Genomic DNA, 16905 nt, shown 5'->3' on the forward strand with positions numbered 1-16905 from the left:
CCGATATGATACAGCGTAAACAAAATTTTTTGGGAGTAACCCGCTCCGCAGTCGGTCGAAGCTGGACGGAAAGTCTCGACCGAGAAGGGGTGAATAATGCTCGCTCCCTATCACAAAAATTCGGAATTGCAGAACCTTTGGCGCGTGTTCTTGCAGCCCGCTCGGTTTCCGAAGACGAAGTCTTGAATTATCTTGAACCGACTTTGAAAACGTTGACGCCCGATCCCACGACTTTTATTGATATGGAAAAAGCAACGGATCGTATTTTGCAGGCGATCAACCGGAAGGAAAAGGTCACTATTTTTGGTGATTATGATGTCGACGGTGCTTGTTCTTCTGCCATTCTCTATCAATTTTTGACGTTTTTCGGTCTTGATGTTCATATCTACATACCCGATCGCCTTGTTGAAGGATATGGGCCAAACCCGCAGGCTATGAGAATGCTGGCAGATGAAGGCTCCAGTCTGATTGTAACAGTCGATTGCGGAGCGAATAGCCCCGAAGCTATAAAAGCTGCTCGTGAAAAAGGTGTGGATGTGGTGGTGCTTGACCATCACCAGATGGGGGAAGTCGATCCTGCGGCCAACGCTCTTGTCAATCCAAACCGTCCGGATGATCGGTCGGGGCAGGGCTATCTTTGCGCAGCAGGCCTTGTGTTTATTGCGGTGGCGTGGACACTGAAAAAAATTCGGGCTGAAGGAAAACATAAAACCCTTCCGGATATTCTTCGTTACCTTGATCTTGTGGCGCTTGCGACAGTCTGCGATGTTGTGCCTCTTGTCGGTGTCAATCGGGCTTTCGTTATCAAGGGACTTAAAGTTGCGCGAATGATGTCCAATCCGGGCATTGCCGCACTTTCACGGGTTGCCGGAATTGGTGAGCCGCTCAATGTGTTTCATCTCGGTTTTCTGCTCGGACCACGCATAAATGCAGGTGGACGGATTGGCGATCAGGCACTGGGAGCGCGTTTGCTGACGACACAGACAGAAGGCGATGCCGAGTCCATTGCGGAAGAGCTAAATGCTTTAAATCAGGAAAGACAAAATATTGAAGCAAAGCAACTCCTTGAAGCCGAAGTCGGCTTACAATCATTGACACTTGACGAAACCCCGAGTGTTATTGTGGTTGCCCACGAAGGATGGCATCCCGGAATTGTTGGTATTCTTGCCGCCAGACTGAAAGAAAAATTCAGATGTCCGGCTTTTGCGATAGCAATCAAGAATGACGGCACGGCTACGGGATCGGGTCGTTCGATAGCCGGTGTCAATCTTGGAGAGCTTGTCCGTGAAGCCGTTCAATCAGGATTGCTTGAAAAAGGCGGAGGCCATGCAATGGCCGCCGGTGTGACGATTTCAAGCGGTAAAATTGACGAATTCAGAAAATGGCTTAATGAGAAATTGTCTTCAAAGGTCAACGACTTGCACGCTCACGAAACCTTGTTGGTTGACGGTGTCCTTTCAGCTTCCGGAGCCACGCGGGAACTCTATGAAATGCTTGAAAAAGCAGGTCCTTTTGGGTCGGGAAATCCATTGCCGGTGTTCGTGTTGCCGTCGCATCGCTTGGCCGATGTCCGTGAGGTGGGTAAAGGCCACTTGATGATGTCTATTTCCAATACTGAAGGCAAAAGATTGAAGGCTATTGCATTTCGTGCAGTCGGCACAGATTTGGGTGACTTCCTGATGACCCATTTTGGGAAAAACATCCATGTTGCGGGCAATCTCAACCTTAACTATTGGAATGGACAAGCTTCGCCACAATTTCGCGTTATTGACGCTGCCGAGCCGGAATAAATTTCTATTAGCCGCTCGAAAAATAATCCGGCATAATTTTATCCGGCGGACATGTGTTTTATAAAGTATAAAAGCCGACTTATGTCTGTTTATTGTTAATGTATTATCCGGTTAAAAATAATATCAATGACGCGATTATATCCTGCTTCGTATAATTGTAAGCAGGATTACAAAAAGAATAGACTGTTTGACAAATCAAGTTCTAAAAGTTTGTTCAATTCCAACTTCTATAATGATGAATGACAGAGTTACACAAATAAACCTTTTCAAGAAAGGTATCAGAAATAAAGAGATCGAATTTACGGCAATTATGTTTTATATCATAATGGCAATTCCGGACTTGCCAGGACGACGAAACAGCCTTACGCGGATTTCAAAATTATAAAAAGAATATCCGGCAGAATGTACCGGATTGCCCGTCGGAACTGCACATTGTATAAACGGTCAAAACATTTTTAAAAAATGAATTATACCATCACAATCTAATAGTTATTTCAGTTTCGCTGATACTTCATCAAATATCGAGGTTTTCGGCAAATTCCGCATTATCCTGTATAAAATGGAACCGTGCTTCAGGTTTTGATCCCATAAGATCATCGACAACTTTTTTAGTTTCCTGGTCGCTGTCATTCGCAATATCGACCCGCAACAAAGTCCGGTTTTTAGGATCCATAGTCGTTTCTTTCAATTGGTCAGAGCGCATTTCTCCCAACCCTTTGAAACGCCCGATTTCAATTTTTCCGCGGCCGGTAAACTTCGTTTTTAACAGCTCGTCTTTATGGGCATCATCACGCGCATAGGCGACAACACCACCTTGAGAAATGCGATATAAAGGCGGGACTGCAAGGAAAAGATGCCCTTTCCTTATAAGTTCAGGCATTTCCTGATAGAAAAAAGTAATCAATAATGAAGCAATATGTGCGCCATCCACATCGGCATCTGTCATGATGATAATGCGATCATATCGCAAATCACTTTCTTTATATTTTGAATGGGTCCCACATCCGAGCGCCAATATAAGATCGGAGATAATCTGGTTGTTGCTGAGCTTGTCCCTGCCTGCACTTGCAACGTTGAGGATTTTCCCACGTAAAGGCAAAACGGCTTGAGTTGCACGATTTCGCGCCTGCTTGGCAGATCCACCGGCCGAGTCTCCCTCGACGAGAAACAGTTCGGCACCTGCGGCAGAATTATGGGTACAATCGGCAAGTTTTCCCGGCAAACGCAATTTACGCACGGCAGTTTTGCGACTGACTTCTTTCTCCTGACGTCTTTTTAATCGCTCTTCGGCTCTGTCAACCACCCACTCAAGAAGTTTGGTTGCTTCTTGCGGAGAATTGGCAAGCCAATGATCGAAGGGGTCACGAATAGCGTTTTCTACTATCCGTTGTGCTTCCACAGTTGCCAGACGGTCTTTGGTCTGCCCCACGAATTCAGGTTCGCGGATAAATACCGAAAGCATAACTGCGGCCGAGATCATCACGTCGTCTGTGGTGATAACGGATGCCCGTTTATTTCCGGTCAATTCCGCGTAGGCCTTCAATCCGCGAAGAAGAGCCTGACGCAAACCTGCTTCATGCGTGCCGCCTTCACCGGTCGGGATTGTATTGCAGTAGGAATGGATAAAACCGTCGCCGCCATACCAGGTAATTGCCCATTCAACAGAACCATGGCCGCCACGTTGTTCGGTTTTACCTGCAAAAATATCCGACGTAACCTGATATTCGCCATTCAAGGATGAACTTAAAAAATCTTTCAATCCACCCGGAAAATGGAAAACCGCTTTCTCCGGTATATCTTCTTTTCCGACCAGCTTTGCAGGATCACAACTCCAGCGAATTTCAACACCACCGAAAAGATAGGCTTTGGAACGCGCCATTTTATAAATCTGTTCGGGGTTAAAAGCCGCTTTGGCACCGAATATTTGTGGGTCAGGATGAAAACGTACCCGTGTGCCGCGACGGTTATGAATTTCGCCCAAATCCTCAAGACCGGATTGGGGGATGCCGCGGGAAAATCGTTGCCGATAAAGCCTGCGGCCGCGCGCAACTTCCACTTCCATATCGTCTGATAAAGCGTTGACGACCGATATTCCGACGCCATGAAGCCCACCGGAAGTTTCATATGCCTTCCCGTCGAATTTTCCGCCGGAATGGAGTTCCGTCATGATGACTTCAAGGGTCGATTTGTCCGGCATTTGGGGATGGTTCTCGACCGGTATGCCGCGCCCGTTATCCGTGACGGTCAAATATCCCTCGGCATCGAGCGACACTTCAATAAAATTGGCATAACCGGCAACGGCCTCATCCATCGAATTATCAATAACTTCTGCGAAAAGATGGTGGAGTGCTTTACTGTCGGTACCGCCGATATACATTCCCGGACGTAAACGTACCGGCTCCAAACCTTCCAGAACACGGATGGAGGACGCATCATAGCTATCTTCGGCATCCGTTGTTACATTCAAGGATTTCTGCGTCTGCTTATCTTTTTTTTCCAAATTTGCTTTTTTCGACGTTACATTGGAAAGATCTCGTGTCGTTTCGATATTGCTTTGCAAATTTCCAAAAAGATCGTTATGTTTCTCGTCCATCACTGCCGATTATCTATCTAAAATTTATTTGACGTTCCATTAATACGAATCGAATTATTTTTCCACATATTTGCATAGATAGGATGAAAAAGCGAGAATGTTCTTGTTCTGTTCGCAAGGCTTTCTTTTAAAATAAATTCATGTAAAAGACTTATAGCAAGAGTTTTATTTGCGGAATGCAAAGATGACAACAGTTTCAATCATTAGCCCGGTATACAATGAAGGAAATGGCATTTCCAATTTTGTTGAAGAAGTGGTACGTGTATTCTCCCGATTACACTATGAGTTGACAATTATACTGGTAGATGACGGGTCAACGGATAATAGCTGGTCGAAGGTCAGAAGTATTGTTCCCGAAAAATTCAAGCTGATTGGAATTAAACTTGCAAAAAATTTCGGCAAGGAGGCAGCAATTGCGGCCGGTCTTTCTTTAGCTGATAGCGATGTTGTCATAACGATTGATTGTGATTTGCAACATCCACCAGAACTGATGTCCACAATGCTCGGACTATGGGAAAAGGGTGCAGAAATTGTTTTGGCGGTAAAAGAAGAGCGGCAACAGGAATCGACTTTAAATCGTCTGGCGGCAAAAGGATTTTATAAAGTTTTTCATTGGGTAACCGAAAATGACATCGGTGGCACAAGTGATTTTATTTTGCTTGATCGGAAAGTAGCCGACGCGCTCAAATCACTGCCGGAAAAGCTTTTCTTTTACCGCGGTGTTGTTCAGTGGCTTGGTTTCAAACAGCAAAGTGTTTCATTTATTCCCAACAATCGGGAAAACGGAAAAAGCGGTTGGTCATTTTGGAAAAAACTTCGTCTCGCGATTGATTCATTAACAGGCTTTTCTGCAAAACCGCTTATTTTTATCTGGTTTTTGACATTTCTGTTTCTGGTGTTCTCGCTATTGGTCGGTGGAGATGCGATCATTTCTAAAATTATGGGCAGATCAATAGGCGGTTTTTCGACGCTCATTCTGGTTATTCTGATTACAGGCGCTGCGATCCTTTCTTGTTTCTGCATTCTGTCGGCTTACATTCGCCAGATATTTTATGAAGTCAAAAGTCGTCCGCGTTTTCTCGTCAGTCAACACATTGAACTGGAAGAGGGGAGCGAGCCAACAAACAGGACAGCTCGTAAATGACCCTTTTCTGCTTGTTCAATGCCGATGATTTTGCTCTTGATCTGGCGTGTTCAAATGCTGTGATTAAAGGCGTGGAAAGAGGCCGCTTACAGGCGACAAGCGTTCTGGCCGGTGGAGAAGATCAGGCGAGCTTTGGACAATTGGATAAAACCGGATGCAAATTCATAAACGTGCATCTTAACCTTCTTGAAGGTAAAGCACTCACCGAGGGTGGGAGCGAATTCGGATTGACAGGAAATGATGACTTTTTTCATTTGTCCCTTGGGGAATTGATAACAAAATTATATCTTTTCCCCCAAAAAAATCGCTTACGAGAGTGGATTTTTAAAGAATTTTGCCAACAAATAGAATTTGTTTATGACCATTTTCCCGAAAGACAAATGAGGCTTGACGGCCATCTTCACATTCACATACTGCCACCGTTGAGAACAGTCATTGAAAAGCTTCTCATCAAATATCCAATTCGTTATATCCGCACTCCATCCGAACGCGGATATAGCAGGCAAGCTCCCTTTATTAGCAATATCAAGGGGTGTTTGCGTCGGCAATTGTTAGGCTTTTGGGCCAAAGATATAGGAAAGTTGGCCAGGCGCTATCAAGTGGCGACTTCCGACTTTTTTCTGGGAACCGCTGCGAGCTGCAACCTCACTCTCGACGATATTGATAGAGGATTGTCGGTTATATCGCAGGCAGCAGGCAATTGTGACGCACAAATAGAGATAATGGTGCACCCGATTGATAATGATATTTCGGATAGCCATTTTTATAAAGATAGCCGCTATGGCTTCGCTCACGCAACGCCGGAACGACGCAATGAACTGACACTGTTATTATCCGACGATCTTATAAATATTATGAAAAAGTATAATGCTGTTTTTGTAAAATAGAATAATCGGAATATTGTGTTTTATGCTTTTTTGAAAAACACAAAATGGTTCAAAAAATAATTGGCAAACAATCCGGCGAGCGATCCGGCGGCTATAGCGAGAAATAAAGTTATTGGCGTCACTGTGGTGACGCTCTTTAAAACAGCCATGCTCGCACAATAATTGAGCACACCGCCAATAGCTGCCAGTCCCATATAGCTTCCCCAGCCTTTCAAGTTCTTGAAACGGGCTTCTCTACCGCGAAAAGATATTCGGCTATTAAAAATCCACGTAAAAGTGGCTGCTACAATAAATGCGATTGCTCGCGCAGCCCAAAGATTGAGGCCGATTGTTTGCAATAACCAAAGTGTAAAAAAGTCAATCCAGAAAGCTATGGCGCCGGAACACAAAAACAGCACCAATGATCTATGTTTGGTGTAAAAATGAGAACCGGCTTTAAAAAAATCCGAATGCGAAATCATTTTTTTCCAAGCTCGACAATTTTGTTATAATCGCTCAGGCACATGCTTTTGCGGCCAAGTGAAATAAATAGAAAATCACCTAAATCGAATATCCGGTAATTCATCGTTTTTATGTCGGGAACTTTGTTTGTGCTACATAATTGCCTAACAAGTTCATGCGCTTTCGGGGTATTCGCGAGATTGGTGATATTCGTATACCCGAACTCTTTCAATTGTGATGAAAAGAGCCAATCGCTTCCATGAGGTATCATGATCGCCATGAGACGCATTCGTTGCACGGTGTCTTTTAAATAAATCGATGTACCCAAACCACCTAGAATGTAAGCGGGCTTTTCGGGGGGGTACTTTTCCAAAGAGGTAGCGAGGCGATGCAAATAATATCGGTTGAGTTCATTTTGAATTCGGACCGCGCTATTAAGAATATAACTGAATACAAGCGGAAATAGCAGGAAAAAAACGATTAACCCCCAAGTGATTTTTGTGCTCGCAAACGTCAAAGGCCCGATTGTTTGCCTGGAATTTTGAAAACGCGTAACAAACTGGATAATGAGAAAAATAATACAAACCGAAAAGAAAATAGACTGCGGCATGAGTCTTGGCGGAATGCCGTTGTCTCCTACAATTCCATATATTACACCCAAAGAAATTGGCAGCATGAATAAAAATGCAATTGAACAAATGGTTGCTCTCAAAACAGGTTTTTCAAACTGCGTATCGCGATAAAAATGAAGTTGAATTTGTGTGAAAGCAACGCAAATTGCCATTCCATATAAAACTTTTCCGGTTGTTGATAAAAAACCGAAATAGCGTGAAAACGCATTTTCTGTTGTAACTGCGATATGGTGCCAAGGTCCTTTGGGACTCTGGAAAATAAATTGGCTTTTTGCCGTTGCATATTCCAGAATGAATAATTTCGCAAAAAAATAAAAGATTATTGTTATAATTGCAGCAAAAATAATTGCTTTAAAAACATATTTAATTGCAGCACCAATTTTATCACCATTATAAATTTTAAATAATGTTTCAATTAATATAAGAACAATAAACATATTTATATAGGACTGATAAAATCCCATACAGACAAAACAAAAAATAGCCGATTTGAGTTTTGAACCTGGATAGTAGGCCCAACCTAATAAACTACAAGTCAGCCCCATCGCCATTAACACACAATCGTAACGGTAGAGATAAGCAGAAAGCAAAAACGGATTGAAAAGATAGGCTACAAGTAGAACTGCTGTAATCGAGTTGAACGGAATTGATCGGATATTCAAGCTAACGCAAGCCGAAACGACGGTTAAAAACAAGGCTACCAGAAGAAAAAAAGGCGCAGAATCCGGCAACCATTGCCAATCACCCGAAAGGAAGAGGGTGAGAACGTCTGCAAAAGGCCTTCCATATTCACTCCAACCCGGAGTTTGGGTATAAAGGCGTATATAATCGTCACGATAATAATAATTATTTAAAATCAACGGGAAATAGAATAGAAACGTGGCGATTGATGCCGTGATACAGAAATTCTTCTGGTCGGTGTTTTTGAAGATCATTATCTTGAACCTAAATTCCAACAGATACGGTAGGGCCAAATATTCTTTCAAATGTTTGTCTTAGAACAACGTCAACATCAACCATAGTAACCGGTAAACCGAGGTCAACAAAACTGGTGACGCCATGATCCGATATTCCGCAGGGAACGATTCCGGTATAATGTGACAAATCCGGTTCAACGTTTAACGCAATGCCATGAAAACTGACCCATTTACGTAAACGGATTCCGATTGCTGCAATTTTATCTTCTGCCGGCTCATTTTTAATTGTGGAAGGTCGATCGGGGCGAACGACCCAAACTCCCACGCGATCTTCGCGGCGTTCACCCTTGATATTGAACGCTGCCAAAGTTTGAATGATCCATTCTTCCAATGCTCCTATGAAAGCGCGGACATCTTCTTTGCGCCGCTTCAGGTCAAGCATAATGTAAATCACTCTTTGTCCGGGACCATGGTAGGTAAATTCGCCGCCACGACCAGTCTGATAAACAGGAAACCGCCCGGGTGTTAACAGGTCGCTTTGTTTGGCGCTCGTTCCGGCGGTATATATGGGGGGATGTTCCAATAACCAAATCCGTTCATCAGCTTCTCCGGAAGCTATTTCGGCAATTCTTTTTTCCATTTGTTCAAGGGCGAACGGATAAGGAACCAACTCTTCACTCACGACCCATTCAACCGGTCGGGATGGAACTTTAGGTAAAAAAGAATGATCGAGATTTTGTCGAATTGTATTATTCATCATATCCTGTGGGAAAGTTTGCAATTGAAGGCAATCTATTAGCCTCTCACTGTTAAATCAAGGAACCAGACAAGCCAAGATTATTTTAACGAAACGATATGTCGGAATCGAAGATCGGTTGAACCGGATTTACTATCGTTCGGAATTATTTACAAAAATCTGTTTCAACTCGGAGCACTCCTTGAAATAGGTGTCTACTTTCACGTTTACAACTTTATTTCACCGAGTGCCGATGCACCCTCGAAAGAACATCGGGAAAGATTTCAGCATGGATTTAAATATTTTAATTTTGAATAATACAATCTATAATATATAAATGGACGTGAAAATTTCATCCTTTAACATTCACGTAATTTATTATTATCCTTTGTAATTGACAAAAACAACGCGAATACAACGATAATATAAAATATTATTCTTCATTTCAGTCGTATTTATCTTTTTGAACCAGATCAACCGAACGGTTTATGGTTCATGATAGATATAAAATCGTTACCACAAACGGAATAAGAGTCAGATTACAACAATACGATCAGGAAGTTCGTTATCTATATGGCTGTTTCGAGGGAAAAATTGAGTCAATATTTCACCGGATTTTTGTATGGATTCGATAAAAGCACCGTTGATGTCTCCATCGCGCGCTTTTTTCACCATTCCGTTTATAATTCTTTTCCATGTTTCCGGTGGGACTTTTTCCGCAATTTTCACGTCAGCTATAATCTCTGCGTAATGTTCAGCTTGCGAAATAAAGAGAAGAATTCCGGTTCGCTTCGTCGTCCTGTTAATGTTTTGTGCAAGGAATTGACGTGCGGCGTTCGCGTGGCAGATACGGTTTTTGATTGCACCCGGTGTAATGAGCAATCTCAATGCTGGGATGATGGAGAGGTAAAACAATCCCAAAAGATGAACGGAAAGAACTACCGTAGCGAAATAGTGCAGGGGAATATCATGCCACCCCCAATGCAACATATATGCGCCAATGATTGAAACGAAAAATATAGTGACCGTCCAGATGAAAAACGAAATAAAGAAATAACTATCACTTTCTTTCGCAAAAACTGCATAAATTTCGCCGTCTGTTGTCGCTTCGGCAGAACGAATAGCTGCGCTGATTTCGTCGTGTTGAATGACATCTAATGAAACAGGTTTATTTGTCTGCATTACCATCTCCCCGACGCGCCGCCACCGCCGGACGATCCTCCGCCACCGCCAAATCCTCCACCGAAACCGCCACCAAATCCGCCGGAACCACCACCAAAGCCTCCACCGAAACCGCCGCCTCGACCCGATCCGAGGAACCACAACACAAATACAATGCCAAGCCAGCGATAGCGCCGCGGACCAACCTTGGTTCCGAAAATCGAAGCGAGTATCGGAAGTACGACAAATATAAAAAAGATGGCAAAGGTTACAAAATTGGCAAGAAGTTCCTGTTTTCTCTGTTCCTCGATCTTTTGCTGTTCAATTTGTTGATAGGCTTTTATACGCGACTCAAAATCCGCTTTATTGCCCGTTAAAACCTCTTCGATCGCAGTGACGCCATCTTTTATTCCTTTATCAAAATTTTCTTCGCGAAAATTCGGTAAAATTATAGCATTGATAATAGTCGCGGAGAGTGCGTCCGTGAGAACACCTTCTAATCCGTATCCGACCTCGATTCTCACCGCACGTTCATTCGGCGCCACGAGGAGCATTACACCATTGTTAATTTGTTTTTGGCCTAATGCCCAATGTCTGAACAAACTGTTTGCATAGGTTTCTATATCGTAGCCGGAGAGGCTCGGTAAAGTCACCACAACTATCTGATCGCCGGTTTTTTCTTCAAGAGAGGCAAGTTCTGTTGTGATTGATTGTTGAGTCTCGCCGGAAAGCAAGTTCGCATTATCGACAATCCGTCCTGTCAGGCGGGGAAAATTGTCCAAACCGCCAGCCAAAGCAACGGATAACGTGCAAACCGTGCTAATGGCCAATCCCACAAAGAAAAATATCCTTATAAAAATTGGCCAACGAATGTGAATCATTTACCAAACTCGACCTTGGGGGCTTGTTGTGCAGCTTCGTCTATCGAGAATGTCGGCATCGGTTTAGCATTACGATACCATATCCATGTCCATATCATTGTGGGCATCGTCCTGATTGCAGTATTATAAACGCGAACCGCTTCGATATAATCGCGCCGTGCAACTGCAATGCGGTTTTCGGTTCCTTCTAGTTGCGATTGAAGTGCAAGGAAATTCTGATTTGCCTTTAAGTCGGGATAGTTTTCGGCAACGGCCATCAAGCGTGAAAGCGCACCTGTCAAATTGGATTGATTATTGATGAATTGTTGCATGGCTTCAGGGTTGTTGAGCATATCGGCGTTGATATTTGTTTGCGTTGCCTTTGCACGCGCTTCAACAACACCGGTCAAAACCGCTTGTTCATGTTGTGCATATCCTTTAACAGTTTCAACGAGATTCGGTATTAAATCGGAACGGCGTTGATACTGGTTCAATACCTCGCTCCAGGCAGCGTGAGCTTTCTCTTCATTGGTCGGAATTGTATTGAAACCGCATCCGGTCAATGCTGGCAACAAAAATGAAAGTAGCAGCAAAATAAGAGGAAATTTTAGCGAATGAAGTTGGTATTTCAAATGGACTGCTTGCATAAAATTATCTCCGGGTAATAAAGCCTTACTGTAGGAAATAGGAAAAATTCTTCCATTGAAAAGATCCAGCTTGTGCTTTTAATTTGTTTTGGAAGATTTCCCCATCGAATCTATCATAATAAGCATCGTCGTTATCAATTATTTTCGCCAGAGACCGATCCGGTAGCGATATTTACACGCACGACCTTTTGGTAAGCCGAAAATTTCGCCGTCGATGATATGAATATCTTGAGTCACACCGTTCAAAACATTTTTTTCAAGAAGCCGCCGTCACATATGACGATCGGCGCAAACAGCGCAGAAAACACATATCTGGCTGAAGTCCGGTGTCAGTTCAAAAGCGAATAAAAGAATATCTCGTAAAAATCTTCGTGCGCCACACGTAAAAGCCACTGAACACCTTGGTTGGAGACTGTGGAATCACAAGGATATAGACAGGATGAAGCAGTTTATCTAATTCCCGCCTTTTTCAAACTTTTCCTCATTTGAAAAAGATCAAAACAGAATTACAAATTTCGGGAAAAATAAAGTGGTAGGCGATGAGAGACTCGAACTCCCGACATCCTCGGTGTAAACGAGGCGCTCTACCAGCTGAGCTAATCGCCCGCCGTTACCTTGAAGCGGTAACAACTGGAGCTCTCTTTAGGCAAAACTTTTCGCAAACGCAAGAGAAAGATTGCAAAGAAATCGTTTTTTTTATCTGAAATTTTTTTAAAGCCGGTTTTCCGCTCTTTTTTCAGGAAAAAACATTTTTTATGAAAAAACTCTACGCTTGTCGCTTGACAGATGCAAACGAACACCTTAAACGACCGCACACAGTCACAATGACTGAACTGAAAAGTGCGCGGGTGTAGCTCAGTTGGTTAGAGCGCCGGCCTGTCACGCCGGAGGTCGCGGGTTCGAGTCCCGTCACTCGCGCCATTTTTCATTTAGCTTAATCGCTAATGAAAATTGGCTTTAGTCCTATATCTTTCCTCAACGATTGTAGTTTCTTCATGTGAAGACGGATGTCTCCAAATGTTAAGACAGGATGTCACCGGTCTTTTGGCTGGCGGTAGGTGATTCATCTGAATTCGATAAAAATGTCGGATGATAAAACAGCTGGTCTGTTCCTTTTTGAGCCAGAGGCGAGGCAAAGATTTTTGCTCGCCAAAACGTGACCAAGTGACTAAATCGGGAAATATTCATTTTTCAAATAGTGACAGAATTTGGCGAAAATGAACCAATGCATTGTTTTTGCAGGAATTTTTAAAAACAAAAATCTGTTTTACCTAAATAAGCTTACCTATTTCCCGTTCCGATTTTGCACAGCTTGTGGTTTTATGCTAGTGTTAGCTATTGCGTAACGGCGTTCGGTGGGGTAACGCTTAGCATAGATTTGTCGCACGGCATGCCCTTTAAGCTGCACGGGCGGGATTAACTTAGGAATCGACAAAATCGCTTTAATAGTGGATGTTGGTTCTGTTAGTTCGGCACCTTTAAAAGGCAGAAGTGAACCATGGCTGATCTTATAAGTTCTTATTTGCCCGTATTGATATTTATCATTGTATCGGCATTAATAGCCGGCGTACTGCTGATAATGCCATATATCGTGGCTTATCGTTCTCCGGATCCGGAAAAATTATCTGCATATGAATGCGGTTTTAATTCGTTTGATGATGCACGTATGAAATTCGACATCAGATTTTATCTGGTTTCGATTCTGTTCATTATTTTTGATCTGGAAGTTGCGTTTCTTTTTCCTTGGGCAGTGTCATTTGATGCGGTGGGCTTGTTCGGCTTTCTTTCGATGATGGTATTTCTCGCTGTGCTGACTGTCGGTTTTATTTATGAATGGAGAAAAGGAGCACTTGAATGGGATTGATTCATGACAATTCGGCATTGGTTGCTCCAAAACCGAAGGGTATTATTGACCCGAATACCGGAAAACCGATTGGTTCGGACGACGAATTTTTCAAGAATATAAGCGGCGAACTTTCCGATAAAGGGTTTTTGGTGACATCGGTTGATGCGCTTGTAACTTGGGCGCGTACCGGTTCTCTTATGTGGATGAGTTTCGGTCTCGCATGTTGCGCAATCGAATTGATGCAATGTTCAATGCCTCATTATGATAACGAACGTTTCGGTTATGCGCCGCGTGCATCACCGCGCCAATCGGATGTTATGATGGTGGCTGGTACTTTGACGAACAAAATGGCGCCTGCGCTAAGGAAAGTTTACGATCAGATGCCGGAGCCGCGTTATGTGATCTCGATGGGATCCTGTGCAAATGGCGGCGGATATTATCACTATTCCTACTCCGTTGTTCGTGGATGCGATCGTATTGTACCGGTTGATATATATATTCCCGGATGTCCTCCGACGGCAGAAGCCCTGCTTTATGGTGTGCTTTTGTTACAGAAGAAGATACGTCGCACCGGCTCGATAGAACGGTGATGAGGAGAGCACTCAATGAGTACTGAAGCGTTAAAAGAATTACAATCATATCTCTCCGAACGCTTGGGGGATGTAATCGAGGATTCTGTTTTTGCTTATAATGAACTGACAATCATTTCCAAACTTGAAGCGATTGTTGATGTGCTGTCGTTTTTGAAAGATGATTCTCATTGTCAATTCGTCGGGATGATCGACATTTGTGGTGTGGATTATCCTGAACGTGAAAAGCGTTTCGATGTTGTCTATCATCTGCTCTCTCCACGCCATAATTTGCGTTTGCGTGTAAAAGTGCGCACCGATGAAGATACGGCTGTTCCTTCGGCTTGCAGTGTCTATCCGGGAGCGGAATGGTACGAGCGTGAAGCCTACGATATGTATGGTATTTTGTTTTCCGGCCATCCGGATCTGCGTCGTATTTTGACGGATTACGGATTTGAGGGACATCCGTTGCGCAAAGATTTTCCGACATCGGGATTTGTTGAATGCAGATATGATAATGAAGTAAAACGGGTTATTTATGAACCGGTTGTTCTTCGTCAGGAAATGCGCAATTTCGACTTCATGTCACCATGGGAAGGTACGGAATATGTATTGCCCGGTGACGAGAAGGCAGGGGGTGCCAAATGAACGGAAAAATGACGTTTTTCAACATTGGCGATTGCAATTTTTGCGCGGGTTTGTTGAAAAAACCGGCTTTCGTCGAGTTCGATAGTTTTATGCCATTTCAAAACAGAGGAGTTGATCGTGGCTGAGGTCAATGTCCGTAATTTCAATATCAACTTTGGTCCGCAACACCCTGCTGCTCACGGTGTTTTGCGTATGGTGCTCGAACTTGATGGCGAGGTCGTAGAGCGTGTCGATCCGCATATCGGGCTACTGCATCGCGGCACTGAAAAGCTGATGGAAACCAAAACATATTTGCAAGCGACACCTTATCTTGATCGGCTTGATTATGTTGCACCTATGAATCAGGAACATGCATTTGTTCTTGCTGTCGAACGGTTGTTGGGGATCGAGGTTCCAAAGCGTGGACAACTTATCCGCGTTCTGTTTTCTGAAATCGGACGCATACTCAATCACCTCTTGAATGTTACAACGCAGGCTATGGATGTTGGCGCTCTCACTCCACCATTATGGGGATTTGAGCAACGCGAAAAACTAATGATCTTTTATGAACGTGCCTGCGGTGCGCGTCTTCATGCGAATTATTTTCGTCCGGGCGGTGTCCATCAGGATTTGCCTGAGGAATTGGTTGAAGATATTGGCAAGTTCATTGATCCGTTTTTGGTAGCACTTGATAAGCTCGATGCACTCGTCACGCCAAACCGAATTTTCAAACAGCGTAACGTTGATATCGGTGTTGTAAAAATTGAAGATGCTTGGGTACGCGGATTTTCGGGAGTTATGATTCGTGGCGCCGGTGTCCCTTGGGATTTGCGCAAAAGCCAGCCATATGAATGTTACGACGAGATGGATTTCGATATTCCTGTCGGTAAGAATGGCGACTGTTACGATCGTTATCTTATCCGTATGGAAGAAATGCGTCAGTCGGCACGTATTATGCGTCAATGTGTGGAACGTTTGTTAAGTACCGAAAAAGACGGTCCGGTTCTGGCTTTGGATCATAAGGTTACTCCGCCCAGAAGAGCTGCAATGAAAAGTTCTATGGAGTCGCTTATTCACCATTTCAAGTTATATTCGGAGGGCTTCCATGTCCCCGCTGGCGAAGTTTATGCGGCTGTCGAGGCTCCTAAGGGTGAATTTGGTGTCTATCTGGTTTCGGAGGGTAAAAACAAACCCTACCGCGTAAAGTTGCGTGCACCCGGTTATGCACATTTGCAAGCTATGGACTTTCTGGCGAGAGGGCACTTGCTTGCAGATGTTACCGCGATATTGGGTTCTATTGATATTGTTTTTGGAGAGGTCGATCGCTGATGTCTGTGCGCCGTCTTGCCAATGAAGCTATACAGCCTAGCTCATTTTCTTTTAATAAAGAGAATTTGAAGTGGGCAGAGAAGACTATTGCAAAATATCCGGAAGGCCGCCAAAGATCAGCAGTCATTCCGTTGCTCATGCGTGCGCAAGAGCAGGAGGGGTGGGTCACCCGCGCGGCTATTGAATATGTCGCCGATATGCTTTCCATGGCTTATATTCGGGTTTTGGAAATAGCCACTTTCTATACGCAGTTTCAACTGAAACCTGTTGGTACAAAAGCGCATGTACAGGTCTGCGGAACCACTCCGTGTATGTTAAGGGGTGCCGGAGAGCTTATCAAAGTTTGTAAAAACAAGATCAATAATACGCCATTCGAGACCAATAAAGACGGTACACTTTCATGGGAAGAGGTGGAGTGTCTTGGTGCTTGTGCAAATGCGCCCATGGTTATGATCTTCAAAGATACTTATGAAGATTTGACACCTGAAAGGTTGGAAGAAATCATTGATGCATTTGAAGCAGGGAAGGGGAGTTCTGTTCCCGTTGGTCCGCAAAACGGCAGGAAAACGTCTGAACCGATTACCGGTTTAACGTCGTTGACTGACGGTGATGGAAATTCAACCAGGAAAAAATCTTCTACGAAGAAAGTAGAGGAATGAAATAACGCATGATTTTGAACTGACTGATAAACGGTTGGGTAACAAGAATTAAAACAGTTTGAATGAA

Annotated in this window: 15 protein-coding genes and 2 tRNA genes; 9 read left to right on the top strand and 8 right to left on the bottom strand. The window is 43.7% G+C overall.

All coding sequences use genetic code 11. The features are described from left to right. The first annotated feature begins 8 nt into the window (after positions 1-8). Positions 9-1790, top strand: coding sequence for a single-stranded-DNA-specific exonuclease RecJ (gene recJ, locus H3S94_RS06925; protein WP_198240854.1), 1782 nt, complete (start codon positions 9-11; stop codon positions 1788-1790). A 514-nt stretch (positions 1791-2304) separates the two neighbouring features. Here the strand turns inward: recJ and parE are convergent. Next, positions 2305-4383 carry a DNA topoisomerase IV subunit B gene (gene parE, locus H3S94_RS06930; protein WP_198240855.1) on the bottom strand — a complete coding sequence of 693 codons (2079 nt, stop codon included), beginning with the start codon at positions 4381-4383 and terminating at the stop codon, positions 2305-2307. Positions 4384-4567: 184 nt separating this feature from the next. Between parE and H3S94_RS06935 the strand changes: the two genes are divergently transcribed. Continuing rightward, a complete protein-coding gene (locus tag H3S94_RS06935) occupies positions 4568-5527 on the top strand; it encodes a glycosyltransferase family 2 protein (RefSeq protein WP_198240640.1) in 960 nt (319 codons plus the stop codon). Next, on the top strand, positions 5524-6414 hold the full coding sequence (locus H3S94_RS06940; protein ID WP_198240641.1) for a ChbG/HpnK family deacetylase: 891 nt from the start codon (positions 5524-5526) through the stop codon (positions 6412-6414). Before H3S94_RS06935 ends, H3S94_RS06940 begins: the two co-directional genes overlap by 4 nt. A gap of 20 nt (positions 6415-6434) precedes the next feature. On the opposite strand, the gene H3S94_RS06945 is transcribed toward H3S94_RS06940, so the two are convergent. From H3S94_RS06945 to H3S94_RS06975, 7 genes are all read right to left on the bottom strand, one after another. After that, on the bottom strand, positions 6435-6875 hold the full coding sequence (locus H3S94_RS06945; RefSeq protein WP_198240642.1) for a GtrA family protein: 441 nt from the start codon (positions 6873-6875) through the stop codon (positions 6435-6437). Then, positions 6872-8422, bottom strand: coding sequence for a glucosyltransferase domain-containing protein (locus tag H3S94_RS06950; RefSeq protein ID WP_198240643.1), 1551 nt, complete (start codon positions 8420-8422; stop codon positions 6872-6874). Before H3S94_RS06950 ends, H3S94_RS06945 begins: the two co-directional genes overlap by 4 nt. A gap of 10 nt (positions 8423-8432) precedes the next feature. Next, entirely contained in the window at positions 8433-9161 is a 729-nt protein-coding gene (gene lipB, locus H3S94_RS06955) for a lipoyl(octanoyl) transferase LipB (protein WP_198240856.1), read from the bottom strand. A 513-nt stretch (positions 9162-9674) separates the two neighbouring features. Continuing rightward, a complete protein-coding gene (locus H3S94_RS06960) occupies positions 9675-10322 on the bottom strand; it encodes a TPM domain-containing protein (RefSeq protein WP_198231085.1) in 648 nt (215 codons plus the stop codon). Beyond that, complete coding sequence (locus H3S94_RS06965; protein WP_198240644.1) at positions 10322-11182, bottom strand: YgcG family protein; 861 nt, start codon at positions 11180-11182, stop codon at positions 10322-10324. Before H3S94_RS06965 ends, H3S94_RS06960 begins: the two co-directional genes overlap by 1 nt. Next, positions 11179-11808: a LemA family protein gene (locus tag H3S94_RS06970; RefSeq protein WP_198231087.1), complete on the bottom strand. Its 630-nt coding sequence runs from the start codon at positions 11806-11808 to the stop codon at positions 11179-11181. The genes H3S94_RS06965 and H3S94_RS06970 overlap by 4 nt, the downstream gene beginning before the upstream one ends. Positions 11809-12338: 530 nt before the next feature. Continuing rightward, positions 12339-12414: transfer RNA gene (locus tag H3S94_RS06975), tRNA-Val, on the bottom strand. Positions 12415-12652: 238 nt separating this feature from the next. On the opposite strand from H3S94_RS06975, the gene H3S94_RS06980 reads away from it, so the two are divergent. The 6 genes from H3S94_RS06980 to nuoE all read left to right on the top strand — a co-directional run bounded on the left by H3S94_RS06980 (position 12653) and on the right by nuoE (position 16838). Further along, positions 12653-12729 (top strand) — tRNA-Asp (locus tag H3S94_RS06980). A gap of 577 nt (positions 12730-13306) precedes the next feature. Beyond that, a complete protein-coding gene (locus tag H3S94_RS06985) occupies positions 13307-13672 on the top strand; it encodes an NADH-quinone oxidoreductase subunit A (protein ID WP_077992125.1) in 366 nt (121 codons plus the stop codon). Continuing rightward, positions 13663-14244 carry an NADH-quinone oxidoreductase subunit B family protein gene (locus H3S94_RS06990; protein ID WP_198240645.1) on the top strand — a complete coding sequence of 194 codons (582 nt, stop codon included), beginning with the start codon at positions 13663-13665 and terminating at the stop codon, positions 14242-14244. The genes H3S94_RS06985 and H3S94_RS06990 overlap by 10 nt, the downstream gene beginning before the upstream one ends. A gap of 15 nt (positions 14245-14259) precedes the next feature. Further along, positions 14260-14871: an NADH-quinone oxidoreductase subunit C gene (locus H3S94_RS06995; protein WP_198231088.1), complete on the top strand. Its 612-nt coding sequence runs from the start codon at positions 14260-14262 to the stop codon at positions 14869-14871. A 117-nt stretch (positions 14872-14988) separates the two neighbouring features. Then, positions 14989-16179: an NADH-quinone oxidoreductase subunit D gene (locus tag H3S94_RS07000; protein WP_077992131.1), complete on the top strand. Its 1191-nt coding sequence runs from the start codon at positions 14989-14991 to the stop codon at positions 16177-16179. Further along, the gene (gene nuoE / locus H3S94_RS07005) at positions 16179-16838 is read left to right on the top strand and encodes an NADH-quinone oxidoreductase subunit NuoE (RefSeq protein ID WP_198240646.1); all 660 of its coding nucleotides are present in this window, start codon (positions 16179-16181) and stop codon (positions 16836-16838) included. The genes H3S94_RS07000 and nuoE overlap by 1 nt, the downstream gene beginning before the upstream one ends. Positions 16839-16905 lie beyond the last annotated feature (67 nt).

Source organism: Bartonella sp. B10834G3 (genome assembly GCF_016102505.1).
GTDB lineage: Bacteria > Pseudomonadota > Alphaproteobacteria > Rhizobiales > Rhizobiaceae > Bartonella > Bartonella choladocola.